Source organism: Streptomyces sp. NPDC030991 (assembly GCF_055571235.1).
Map to the genome: position 1 here is coordinate 1 of NZ_JBVIFR010000038.1, position 11,959 is coordinate 11,959.

Genomic DNA, 11,959 nt, shown 5'->3' on the forward strand with positions numbered 1-11,959 from the left:
GCCGTCGTGGCGCGTACGGACAGGTCATGGGCCGGAGAGGGGGGGAGGGGAGAGGAACCAACCCCCCCACCCAGCATGCCAAACACAGCCCACGAGGGACGATTTTTGTCTTGGGTCTCCACGTGGGCGCCGCATCCTTTTGACAAAAAGAAAAAGAAGAAGAAAAATCGGAGGGGTGGGGGAGGGCAGGGGGAAAGGGAGGGGGGAGGGGGGGACCCTGGGGGGGGAAGGGAGGCGCGGGGCGACCCCCCCCCCCCCTCCCCCCCCCACCGGCCTGCCTACGTATGTGACGCGTGTGGTGTCCGTCCAGCGGGTCAGCCCGCCATGTTGTGGGCCAGCTCGCTCGCCATCTCGCCCGCCATCTCCTCCACCATCTCCTCGGCCAGCTCCTCCGTGAGGTTCGACTCCGTGCCGGGGATGCCGAGGTCCTGCGCCCGCTTGTCCGCCATGGCGAGCAGCCGCCGGATGCGGCCCGCGACGGCGTCCTTGGTCAGCGGCGGGTCGGCGAGGGCGCCCAGCTCCTCCAGGGAGGCCTGCTTGTGCTCCATGCGCAGGCGCCCCGCGGCCGCGAGGTGCTCGGGCACCTCGTCGGCGAGGATCTCCAGGGCGCGCTGCACCCGGGCGCCTGCGGCGACGGCCGCGCGGGCCGAGCGGCGCAGGTTCGCGTCGTCGAAGTTGGCGAGGCGGTTCGCGGTGGCGCGGACCTCGCGGCGCATCCGCCGCTCCTCCCAGGCCAGCACCGACTCGTGGGCACCCATCCGGGTGAGCAGCGCGCCGATCGCGTCGCCGTCCCGGACGACCACCCGGTCCACACCGCGCACCTCACGGGCCTTCGCCGCGATGGACAGCCGCCGGGCGGCGCCCACCAGGGCGAGGGCGGCCTCCGGGCCCGGGCAGGTCACCTCGAGCGAGCTGGAGCGCCCGGGCTCGGTGAGCGAGCCGTGCGCCAGGAACGCGCCGCGCCAGGCCGCCTCGGCGTCGCAGGTGGCCCCCGAGACCACCTGCGGCGGAAGTCCCCTGATCGGGCGTCCCCGGCCGTCCACCAGTCCCGTCTGGCGGGCCAGCTGGTCGCCGCCCGCCACCACTCGTACGACAAAACGCGAGCCGCGGCGGAGTCCGCCGGGCGCCATCACGATCAGCTCCGAGCTGTGCCCGAAGATCTCGAGAATGTCCCGCTTGAGCCGCCGTGCGGCCATCGCGGTGTCCAGCTCCGCCTCGATCACGATGCGGCCGCTCACCAGGTGAAGGCCGCCCGCGAACCGCAGAATGGCCGAGACCTCGGCCTTTCTGCAGCAGGTCCGGGTGACGGGGAGCCGGGAGATTTCGTCCTTCACCGCTGCCGTCATCGCCATGGGCCGATCCTTCCATGCATCCGAAAAATACGGTCGTACGCGGCGGCCAACAGCTCCGGATCGTGCCTCGGAGTCCCGTCGGGCCTGGCTACCGGCGCCAGCTCGACCGCGGCACCGAAACGCTCCTTGGCGGCGTCGGTCAAAGACTCGCGGTCGGGCACGGCGGCCTCGTCGGCCAGCACCACGTCCAGGGCGAGTTTAGGGGCGTGTCGTCCCAAAACCTCCAAATGACGCTGCGGTGAGAACCCTTCGGTTTCTCCAGGTTGCGGAGCGAGGTTGAGCGAGAGGACCCGGCGGGCCTTCGTCTCGACGAGCGCGTCCAGCAGTTCGGGGACGAGCAGATGGGGGATGACGGACGAGAACCAGGAGCCCGGGCCGAGCACCACCCAGTCCGCGTCGAGCACGGCCGCGACCGCCTCGGGCACGGCCGGCGGGTCGTGCGGCACCAGGTGCACGGACTGCACCTCGCCCGGGGTGAGCGCCACCGTGGCCTGCCCGCGGACCGTGTCCACGTCCTCGGGCCGCTCCGGGTCGTGCCCCTTGACCAGGGCCTGGAGCTCCAGCGGCACCGCGGACATGGGCAGCACGCGCCCGTGGGCGCCGAGCAGCTCGGCGACCAGGTCGAGCGCCTTGACGTGGTCGCCGAGCTGCTCCCACAGGGCGACGATCAGCAGATTGCCGACCGCGTGCCCGTTCATCTCGCCCGGTGACTGGAAACGGTGCTGGATGACCCGGGCCCAGGTCTGGCCCCAGTCGTCGTCGCCACAGAGCGCCGCCAGGGCCTTGCGCAGGTCCCCGGGCGGCAGCACGCCCAGCTCGTCCCGGAGGCGTCCGCTGGAGCCCCCGTCGTCGGCGACGGTGACGACGGCCGTGAGGTCGCCGGTGATGCGCCGCAGCGCCGCCAGGGACGCGGACAGGCCCATGCCGCCGCCGAGCGCGACGACCTTGGGCGTCGCGCCCCTGCGCCGCGTCCCCGGTACGTTCCTGCGGCTCAGCCTGCTGGTGAGCCGCAGCGTCCGTCCGGTCATTCGCGGCCCATGTCGCGGTGGACGAGCACGGTCTCCACGCCCTGCGCGGCGAGTCGGGCCGCGAGCTTCTCCGACGTGGCGACGGAGCGGTGCTTGCCTCCGGTACAGCCGACGGCGATGGTCACGTAGCGCTTGCCCTCGCGGCGGTAGCCGGCCGCGATCAGCTGGAGCAGCTCGGTGTAGCGGTCGAGGAACTCCTTGGCGCCGGGCTGCGCGAAGACGTAGTTCGACACCTCCTCGTTGAGGCCGGTGAAGGGGCGCAGCTCCGGGACCCAGTGCGGGTTCGGCAGGAAGCGCATGTCGACGACGAGGTCGGCGTCGACGGGCAGGCCGTACTTGAAGCCGAACGACATGACGGTGGCCCGCAGCTCGGGCTCCTCCTCACCGGCGAACTGGGCGTCCATCTTGGCGCGCAGCTCGTGCACGTTGAGGCTGGAGGTGTCGATGACGAGGTCGGCGTCGCCGCGCAGCTCGCGCAGGAGCTCGCGCTCGGCCGCGATGCCGTCGACGATGCGGCCGTCGCCCTGGAGGGGGTGCGGTCGCCGCACCGATTCGAAACGGCGCACCAGGGCCTCGTCGGAGGACTCCAGGAAGACGATGCGCCGGGTGACGTGCTTGGCCTCCAGGTCCGCCAGGGACTCCCGGAGGTTGTCGAAGAAGCGCCGTCCCCGTACGTCGACGACGACCGCGATCCGGGCCACATTGCCCTGCGAGCGGGCGCCGAGCTCCACCATGGTGGGGATCAGGGCGGGCGGCAGGTTGTCGACGACGAACCAGCCGAGGTCCTCCAGGCACTTCGCCGCGGTGGAGCGGCCCGCCCCGGACATCCCGGAGATGATCACCAGCTCGGGGATGACGGCGTCCGGGACGCTCGGGGTGTCGGCGCTCGAGCCGGTGCCGGTGCTCGCCTGTGCTTCCTGGTCCGGCTGTGCGGGGCTGTCCGCCGCGGTGCCGGTGTCGCTGCTCTCGTGGTCGTGCTCGCTCATGGCTCCTGCCCCCGTCGTTCTTCCGAGGCTCCCGTGCTGACGGGCTCCTCTGCGGAGCGCGCGTCCGTCGCGTGCTCCGTGGTGGTGTCCTCTTCGTCTTCCATGATCTCTCCGGTGGCCATGTTCACCGCGGGCGCCGCCGGTGCCGCCTGCGCGAAGGCCGCCACAATCGTCTCGGCCGTCTTGCGGCCTATGCCGGGAACCTCGCAGATCTGGTCGATTGTGGCGGACCGGAGCCGCTTCACCGAACCGAAGTGCTTGATGAGCGCCTGTTTACGCGCGTCGCCGAGGCCCGGCACCTCGTCCAGCGGGCCGGCCCTGAAGCGCTTGGCCCGCTTGGTGCGCTGGTAGGTGATCGCGAAGCGGTGCGCCTCGTCGCGCACGCGCTGGAGGAGGTAGAGCCCCTCGCTGGTGCGGGGCAGGATCACCGGGTCGTCCTCGTCCGGCACCCAGACCTCTTCGAGGCGCTTGGCCAGGCCGCAGACCGCGATGTCCTCGATGCCCAGCTCGTCCAGGGCCCGCTTGGCCGCCGCGACCTGCGGCTGACCGCCGTCGACCACGACGAGCTGCGGCGGGTAGGCGAACCTCTTGGGCCGTCCGTCGTCCTCCGTGAGCGTGGAATCGTCCGGCCCGTCGTACTCCGTCAGCTCCGCGCCGGACCCCGTGTCGGACCACTCGCCCGACTTCTCCTGCGCGGCGAGGTAGCGCTTGAAGCGCCGCGTGATGACCTCGTGCATGGAGCGGACGTCGTCCTGTCCCTCGAAGCCCTTGATCTGGAAGCGGCGGTATTCGCTCTTTCGGGCGAGGCCGTCCTCCAGGACGACCATGGACGCCACGACGTCGTCGCCCTGGAGGTGCGAGATGTCGTAGCACTCGATCCTGAGCGGGGCGCTGTCCAGGTCGAGGGCCTCGGCGATCTCCTCCAGGGCGCGGGAGCGCGTCGTGAGGTCGGAGGCGCGCTTGGTCTTGTGCAGGGCGAGCGCGTGCAGCGCGTTCCTGTGCACCGTCTCCATGAGGGCCTTCTTGTCGCCGCGCTGCGGGATGCGCAGCGACACGCCCGATCCGCGGCGCTCGGTGAGCCAGGCCTGGACGGGCTCCACGGGGTCGGGCAGCGCCGGGACGAGCACCTCCTTGGGGACGGAGTCCCCCGTCTCCTCGCCGTAGAGCTGCTGCAGCGCGTGCTCGACGAGGTCGCCGCTGGTGACCGCCTCGACCTTGTCGGTGACCCAGCCGCGCTGGCCGCGGACGCGTCCGCCGCGTACGTGGAAGATCTGGACCGCGGCCTCCAGCTCGTCCTCCGCGAGGGCGATGAGATCGGCGTCGGTGGCGTCGGCGAGGACGACGGCACTCTTCTCCATGGCCTTCCGCAGGGCCTCGATGTCGTCCCGGAGGCGGGCCGCCCGCTCGTACTCCATGTCCTCGGCGGCCGCGGCCATGTCCTTCTCCAGGCGGCGGATGTACGTGCCGGTGCGGCCCGCCATGAAGTCGCTGAACTCCTCCGCCAGCTCACGGTGTTCCTCGGGGGTGACGCGGCCCACACAGGGGGCCGAGCACTTGCCGATGTACCCGAGGAGGCAGGGGCGGCCGGTACGGGTCGCGTTCTTGAACACGCCCGCGGAGCAGGTGCGGACCGGGAAGACGCGCAGGAGCAGGTCGACGGTGTCACGGATCGCCCAGGCGTGCCCGTACGGCCCGAAGTAGCGCACGCCCTTCTTCTTCTGACCACGCATCACCTGGACGCGCGGGAACTGCTCGTTCATCGTCACCGCGAGGTACGGGTAGCTCTTGTCGTCGCGGTACTTCACGTTGAACCGCGGGTCGTACTCCTTGATCCAGGAGTACTCCAGCTGCAGCGCCTCGACCTCCGTGGCCACCACCGTCCACTCCACGGAGGCGGCCGTGGTGACCATGGTGCGCGTGCGGGGGTGCAGGTTCGCCAGGTCCTGGAAGTAGCTCGCCAGGCGCTGGCGCAGGCTCTTCGCCTTTCCGACGTAGATCACCCGGCGGTGCTCGTCGCGGAACCTGTACACCCCTGGCGAGTCGGGGATCTGTCCCGGCTTGGGGCGGTAGCTGGAGGGGTCGGCCATGTCAGACACCCTACTGGCGGGGTGTGACAGTCCGGGGCGCCCGGCAGGCGTCGAGGGTTGTCGAGTTCAGGTCAACACGCTTCAATGCCGGGTGAAGGAGGCCCGGATGCGGCTCGTCGAACGGCACATGGAAGCGGCACAGCTCCCCACCCTGGACTCGGCCCTGCGCACCGGCCCGTTCCACCTCGCCCTGCGGGCCGCGATCGCCGCGCGACGGCTGCCGCTGCACCGGGTCCAGCACCATCTGTCGCGGCAGGGCATCAAGGTCGGCGTGACCAGTCTGAGTTACTGGCAACAAGGTGCGCGGCGACCGCAGCGCCCCGAGTCCATGCGGGCCGTACGCGCGCTGGAGGAGATCCTCGAACTGCCCGAGGAATCCCTGATCCGGCTGCTCGGCCCGACCGGGGCGCCGGTCGCGCCGAGGCGGCCCGCGGTCCGCTCGTACCGCTCGCTCGTCGAGGCGTCCGGCGTCCTCGAACGGCTGCTCGGGGAGTTGCAGTCACCGCTCGACGACGGCCTGCACACCGTGGGCCAGCACGAGCGGGTGCGGATCGGGCCCCGCAGGGAACTGCTCGGCCGGGACTCCCAGCACATCGTGCGCGCCCACCGCGAGGGGGTGGACCGGTACGTGGCCGTCCACCAGGGCGACCCCGGGTGCTCGCCGGGCGACGTGGCCGTGCACGCCATGGAGAACTGCCGTACGGGGCGTGTGCGCTGGGACCCCGGGACGGGGGTCCTGGTGGCGGAACTGCTCTTCGACGCGCGGCTGCGGGCCGGTGACACCCATCTGTTCCGCTACGGCTTCGAGGACGGCACCGCCGGCGCCTCCACCGAGTACGTCCGCGGTTTCGGCTTCGCGAGCGGGCAGTACGCGCTCCAGGTCCGCTTCATGGACGACGCACTGCCCGTACGCTGCCACCGCTTCGCCCAGCAGTCGACCGCGGCGCCGCGCGGTGGCCGCCAGGAGCTGACGCTGAGCGGCAGCCACCGTTCGGTGCATCTGGTGGAGCCGCAGGTGCGGGCGGGGCTGCTCGGGATCGGTTGGGACTGGGAGTGAGCGCGGAGTGAGCCACGGAGTGAGCGCTCATTCGCAGTGTGCACTCTTTCGCAGTGAGCGCTCATTCGCAGTGAGCGCTCACTCGCAGAGAGCGGTCCCTGGCGGTTACTTCTGGGGGCCAGCGACGATCTTGCCGCCCTCGACCTGCACCGAGAGCTCCTCCAGCGCCGTGGTCGCCGGGGCGTGCAGCACCTTGCCGGTGGTGGCGTCGAACTTGCTGCCGTGACAGTTGCAGGTCAGCTCCGTGCCCTCCAGCATCCCGATCGGGCAGCCCGCGTGCGTGCAGATCGTGCTGAACGCCTTGTACCGGCCGTCGGTGCGGCTGACGACGACGTGCTCGTCCTTGTAGAGCTTCGCGCCGCCCTCGGGCACCTCGTCGGCCTTGCCCAGGTCGACCGGCGCGGTGGGCGCCGCGGCCGCGCCGCCCCCGGACCCGCCGGAACAGGCGGTCAGGCCGATACCGGCCGTCCCCGCGACGGCGGCGCCGCGCAGGGCGGTGCGGCGGGAGATGCGAGAGGCGGCCGTGCCGGACATCTGGACTCCTGGAGAGGCGCTGTTCGGGGGAACAGGAACGGGGCAGGGGTGACAGATCCGACGATACCGGCGGGGAGACGGACACCTGCCGAGGCCCCTGTTCTCGCCCCCGCCTCGCGTCCGGGGCGTACGTGCCCGTGTCCCGGGGCGATGTGCCCGTCTCCGGGGCTCGACGTGCCCGTATCGGGGACGCGTGCTGCCCGGAGCGCCGGGAAGCTCTAGCCTGCCGTCGGCGCCCGGCGCGGAACCCCGCGCTGTCCGCACCACCCGTCCCGTCCGTCCCGTCCCGCCCGCACGACCCGTCCCGTCCGTCCCCGACTGCCTCCGCCGTCCCCGCTCGCCCCCGCTAGCCCCGCTCGTTCCCGCTTGCCCTGCTCACCCCCGCTTCCGTCCCCGTCCGAGAGGAACCACTGTGATCGTCGTCGCCGGAGAGGCCCTGATCGACCTCGTCCCGCTGGGCGCGGGTCCCGACGGCGGCCCGGCCGCCGGCGCCGTCGCGCTGCCCGCGCTCGCGCCCCGGCTCGGGGGCGGGCCGTACAACACGGCCGTGGCGCTCGGCCGGCTCGGCTCCGCCGTGGCCTTCTGCTCGCGGGTGTCCCGGGACGCGTTCGGTGACGCCCTGCTCGGCGGGTTGCGGGCAGCGGGCGTGGACGTGTCCCCGGTGCAGCGGGGCGACGAGCCGACGACGCTGGCCGTCGCCTCCATCGGCGCGGACGGCTCGGCCGGCTACTCCTTCTACGTGGAGGGGACCGCCGACCGGCTCTTTGCGGTGCCGGACGCGCTGCCCGCCGGCACGCGCGCGGTGTCGTTCGGTACCTGCTCCCTGGTCCTGGAACCGGGAGCGACCGCCTACGAGGAACTAATGCGCTCGGCCGCCGCGCAGGGCCTGGTCACTGCGCTCGACCCGAACATCCGGGCGGGGCTGATCCCCGACGCGGACGCCTACCGTGCCCGCTTCAGGAGCTGGCTGCCGTCCACCACGCTCCTCAAGCTCTCGGAGGAGGACGCGCGGTGGCTCGGGGGTACGCCCGCGGAGTGGCTGTCCGCCGGGCCGGCCGCCGTCGTGATCACCCGTGGCGGCGACGGACTCACCGTCTTCACCCGGGACGGCGGTGAGCTGACGGTGCCGGGCGAGCGGGTCGACGTGGTGGACACGATCGGCGCCGGTGACACCGTCAACGCGGCGCTGCTCCACGGCCTTTCCCTTGAGGGGGCGGGGGCCCTCTCCCCCGCGACGGTCGGCGGCCTGTCCGGCGACGACTGGGCACGGCTGCTGCGCTTCGCGGCCCGCGCGGCCGCGATCACCTGTTCACGTGCGGGCGCCGAGCCTCCGTACGCCTCCGAGGTCGGCGCGCTGTAACCGCCCTTGCCACGACCCCGCCCGTGTCCCACCGGACGGCTCCGCCCGTGCCCACTGGATGGCCCCGCCCCGCCCCGTGCCGTGTCGGACGGCCCCGGCCTTCCCTGCCGGGCGCCCGGTCCGAGGCGACGGGGGGGATCCGGCGCAGCGACTTCGGGCTCGATTTCGGCGGGGCCTGCTGGGTGATGTTGTCAAGCTTCAACTGGACATGCAGTTCGTGGAGGTTCGTGAACCGCAGGATCAGGCCGGCTGCTCGTTGAACGTACGGCGCCCCGCGGGGAGTTCCCACAGGGCGCCGTTTTCTCACGGAGCGTGACCGGCCGGTCCGTTCCGGTGCCGGTCCGTCAGGCCTTGCGGGCCCGGGTCGCCGTCTTCTTGGCGGGCGTCGCCTTCTTCGCGGTCGAAGAGGTCTTCTTCGTGGCCGAAGTGGCTTTCTTCGTGGCCGGCTTGGTGGCGGCCGTCTTGGCCGTGGCCGTCTTCTTGGCCGGGGCCTTGGTGGCTGCCACGGTCTTCTTCGCCGTGCTCCTGCGGGACTTGGCCGCGGGGGCCGACGCGTCGCTGACCCGGTCGGCACCGAGGACGTCGCGCAGGAACTTGCCGGTGTGGCTGGCCGGTTCGGACGCGACCTGCTCCGGGGTGCCCTCGGCGACGACGATGCCGCCTCCGTTGCCACCCTCGGGGCCCATGTCGATGACCCAGTCCGCGGTCTTGATGACGTCGAGGTTGTGCTCGATGACGATGACCGAGTTGCCCTTGTCGACGAGGCCGGACAGCACCGTGATGAGCTTGCTGATGTCCTCGAAGTGCAGACCGGTCGTCGGCTCGTCGAGCACGTAGACCGTGCGTCCCGTGGAGCGCTTCTGCAGCTCGCTGGCGAGCTTCACGCGCTGGGCCTCACCGCCCGACAGGGTCGGCGCGGACTGACCGAGTCGGACGTAGCCGAGGCCCACGTCGTTCAGTGTCCTGAGGTGACGGGCGATCGCGGGGACGGCCTCGAAGAAGGCGAGGCCCTCCTCGATCGGCATGTCCAGGACCTCGGCGATGGACTTGCCCTTGTAGTGGACGTCCAGGGTCTCCCGGTTGTACCGCGCGCCGTGACAGACCTCGCACGGGACGTACACGTCCGGCAGGAAGTTCATCTCGATCTTGATCGTGCCGTCGCCCGAGCAGTTCTCGCAGCGGCCGCCCTTGACGTTGAAGGAGAAGCGGCCCGGCAGGTAGCCGCGGACCTTCGCCTCGGTGGTCTCGGCGAAGAGCCGGCGGACGTGGTCGAAGACTCCGGTGTACGTCGCCGGGTTCGACCGCGGAGTACGGCCGATGGGCGACTGGTCGACGTGCACGACCTTGTCGACGAGGTCGTCACCCTCCACGCGCGTGTGCCGACCGGGGACGGAACGTGCGCCGTTCAGCTCCCGCGCCAGGTGCGTGTAGAGGATGTCGTTGACCAGCGTGGACTTACCGGATCCGGAGACACCGGTGACGGCCGTGAGGACACCGAGCGGGAAGGACACGTCGATGTCCCGCAGGTTGTTCTCCTTGGCGCCCTGCACGGTGAGGTGGCGCGCCGGGTCCACGGGCCGCCTGAGGTCCGGGACGGGGATGGCCTTCTTGCCCGACAGGTACTGGCCGGTCATCGACTCGGTGTTGCTCAGCAGCTCCTTCAACGGGCCGCTGTGCACGACCTTGCCGCCGTGCTCACCCGCGCCGGGGCCGATGTCGACGACCCAGTCGGCGACCTTGATGGTGTCCTCGTCGTGCTCGACCACGATGAGCGTGTTGCCCATGTCACGCAGCCGGACGAGCGTCTCGATCAGGCGGTGGTTGTCGCGCTGGTGGAGGCCGATGGACGGCTCGTCGAGCACGTACAGCACACCGACGAGGCCGGAGCCGATCTGGGTGGCGAGCCGGATGCGCTGGGCCTCGCCGCCGGAGAGGGTGCCGGCCGCCCGGTTCAGCGAGAGGTAGTCGAGGCCCACGTCGACGAGGAAGCGGAGCCGCTCGTTGACCTCCTTCAGGACGCGCTCGGCGATCTTCTTGTCGCGCGCGTTCAGCCGGAGCTTGCCCAGGAAGTCGGCGCAGTCGCTGATGGACATGGCCGAGACCTCGGCGATGGACTTCTCCATGACCGTGACGGCAAGGACGATCGGCTTGAGGCGGGTGCCCTCACAGGTGGGGCAGGGCACCTCGCGCATGTAGCCCTCGAAGCGCTCGCGGCTCGAGTCCGACTCGGCCTCGCTGTGGCGGCGCTTCACGAACGGCACGGCGCCTTCGAAGGGCGTCGTGTACCTGCGCTCCCGCCCGTACCGGTTGCGGTAGCGGACCTCGATCTGTGTCTTGTGGCCGTGGATCAGCGCCTTCTTGGCGCGCTGCGGCAGCCCGGCGAACGGGATGTCCGTACGGAAGCCGAGGGCGTCGGCGAGTGCCCCGACGAGGCGGGCGAAGTAGTCCTTGGTGTGGCCGTGCGACCACGGGTGGATGGCGCCCTCGTCGAGCGACTTCTCCTCGTCGGGGACGATCAGCTCGGGGTCGACCTCCATGCGCGTGCCGATGCCCGAGCAGTCGGGGCAGGCGCCGAAGGGCGAGTTGAAGGAGAAGGAGCGGGGCTCCAGCTCCTCGAAGGACAGGTCGTCGTGCGCGCAGTACAGGTGCTCCGAGTACATGCGCTCGCGCTCCGGGTCGTCCTCGGGGAGGTCGACGAAGTCGAGCACGACCATGCCGCCGGCGAGGCCGAGCGCGGTCTCCACGGAGTCGGTCAGGCGCCGCTTGGCGGAGTCCTTCACGGTGAGGCGGTCGATGACCACCTCGATCGTGTGCTTCTCCTGCTTCTTCAGGGTCGGCGGCTCGGACAGCTGGATCGTCACGCCGTCCACACGCGCGCGGGAGTAGCCCTTGGTCTGCAGGTCGCTGAAGAGGTCGACGAATTCGCCCTTGCGCTCACGCACGAGCGGCGAGAGGACCTGGAAGCGGCTGCCCTCGGGCAGCTCCAGGACCTTGTCGACGATGGCCTGCGGCGACTGGCGCGCGATGGGGCGGCCGCACTCGGGACAGTGCGGCTTGCCGATGCGCGCGAAGAGCAGTCGCAGGTAGTCGTAGACCTCGGTGATGGTGCCGACCGTGGAGCGCGGGTTGCGCGAGGTCGACTTCTGGTCGATCGAGACGGCCGGGGAGAGGCCCTCGATGAAGTCGACGTCCGGCTTGTCCATCTGGCCGAGGAACTGACGGGCGTACGAGGAGAGCGACTCGACATAGCGCCGCTGTCCCTCGGCGAAGATCGTGTCGAACGCGAGGGAGGACTTGCCGGAGCCGGACAGACCGGTGAAGACGATGAGGGAGTCACGCGGGAGGTCGAGCGAGACATTCCGGAGATTGTGCTCGCGCGCGCCACGGACGATGAGACGGTCGGCCACGCCGGTCCGTACCTTTCTTGGGAGAGGTGACAGGGAGCCCTGAAAAGCCTGTCGTTTCGAAGACTAGGGGGAGCCACTGACAACGCGGTCGGCTTCCCGTATCGGGTAACAATCCCGGTCCTTCAAGAATGCCCGATGCCGCCCTCGA

8 protein-coding genes are annotated in these 11,959 nt (G+C 71.0%); 2 read left to right on the forward strand and 6 right to left on the reverse strand.

Annotated elements, in window-relative coordinates:
- Nucleotides 1–314: 314 nt before the first annotated feature.
- Genes whiA through uvrC form a run of 4 tightly spaced genes read right to left on the reverse strand, consistent with a single transcriptional unit; the run spans nucleotide 315 to nucleotide 5,453 of the window.
- Entirely contained in the window at nucleotides 315–1,352 is a 1,038-nt protein-coding gene (gene whiA, locus ACZ45E_RS38180) for a DNA-binding protein WhiA (RefSeq protein WP_468230657.1), read from the reverse strand.
- Nucleotides 1,343–2,380: a gluconeogenesis factor YvcK family protein gene (locus ACZ45E_RS38185; RefSeq protein ID WP_468230659.1), complete on the reverse strand. Its 1,038-nt coding sequence runs from the start codon at nucleotides 2,378–2,380 to the stop codon at nucleotides 1,343–1,345. Before ACZ45E_RS38185 ends, whiA begins: the two co-directional genes overlap by 10 nt.
- Nucleotides 2,377–3,366 carry an RNase adapter RapZ gene (gene rapZ / locus ACZ45E_RS38190; protein ID WP_468230662.1) on the reverse strand — a complete coding sequence of 330 codons (990 nt, stop codon included), beginning with the start codon at nucleotides 3,364–3,366 and terminating at the stop codon, nucleotides 2,377–2,379. The genes ACZ45E_RS38185 and rapZ overlap by 4 nt, the downstream gene beginning before the upstream one ends.
- The gene (gene uvrC, locus ACZ45E_RS38195) at nucleotides 3,363–5,453 is read right to left on the reverse strand and encodes an excinuclease ABC subunit UvrC (protein WP_468230665.1); all 2,091 of its coding nucleotides are present in this window, start codon (nucleotides 5,451–5,453) and stop codon (nucleotides 3,363–3,365) included. Before uvrC ends, rapZ begins: the two co-directional genes overlap by 4 nt.
- Nucleotides 5,454–5,559: 106 nt before the next feature.
- On the opposite strand from uvrC, the gene ACZ45E_RS38200 reads away from it, so the two are divergent.
- The gene (locus ACZ45E_RS38200; protein WP_468230667.1) at nucleotides 5,560–6,510 is read left to right on the forward strand and encodes a hypothetical protein; all 951 of its coding nucleotides are present in this window, start codon (nucleotides 5,560–5,562) and stop codon (nucleotides 6,508–6,510) included.
- Between the two features lie 105 nt (nucleotides 6,511–6,615).
- Here ACZ45E_RS38200 and ACZ45E_RS38205 read toward each other — a convergent pair whose 3' ends face one another.
- Nucleotides 6,616–7,044 (reverse strand): Rieske (2Fe-2S) protein, encoded by a 429-nt coding sequence (locus tag ACZ45E_RS38205; protein WP_468230669.1) that lies wholly within the window; start codon nucleotides 7,042–7,044, stop codon nucleotides 6,616–6,618.
- Nucleotides 7,045–7,456: 412 nt separating this feature from the next.
- Here ACZ45E_RS38205 and ACZ45E_RS38210 point away from each other — a divergent pair, with 412 nt between their 5' ends.
- Nucleotides 7,457–8,404: a carbohydrate kinase family protein gene (locus ACZ45E_RS38210; RefSeq protein ID WP_468230671.1), complete on the forward strand. Its 948-nt coding sequence runs from the start codon at nucleotides 7,457–7,459 to the stop codon at nucleotides 8,402–8,404.
- A 344-nt stretch (nucleotides 8,405–8,748) separates the two neighbouring features.
- Here ACZ45E_RS38210 and uvrA read toward each other — a convergent pair whose 3' ends face one another.
- Complete coding sequence (gene uvrA, locus ACZ45E_RS38215; protein WP_468230672.1) at nucleotides 8,749–11,811, reverse strand: excinuclease ABC subunit UvrA; 3,063 nt, start codon at nucleotides 11,809–11,811, stop codon at nucleotides 8,749–8,751.
- Between the last annotated feature and the right edge of the window lie 148 nt (nucleotides 11,812–11,959).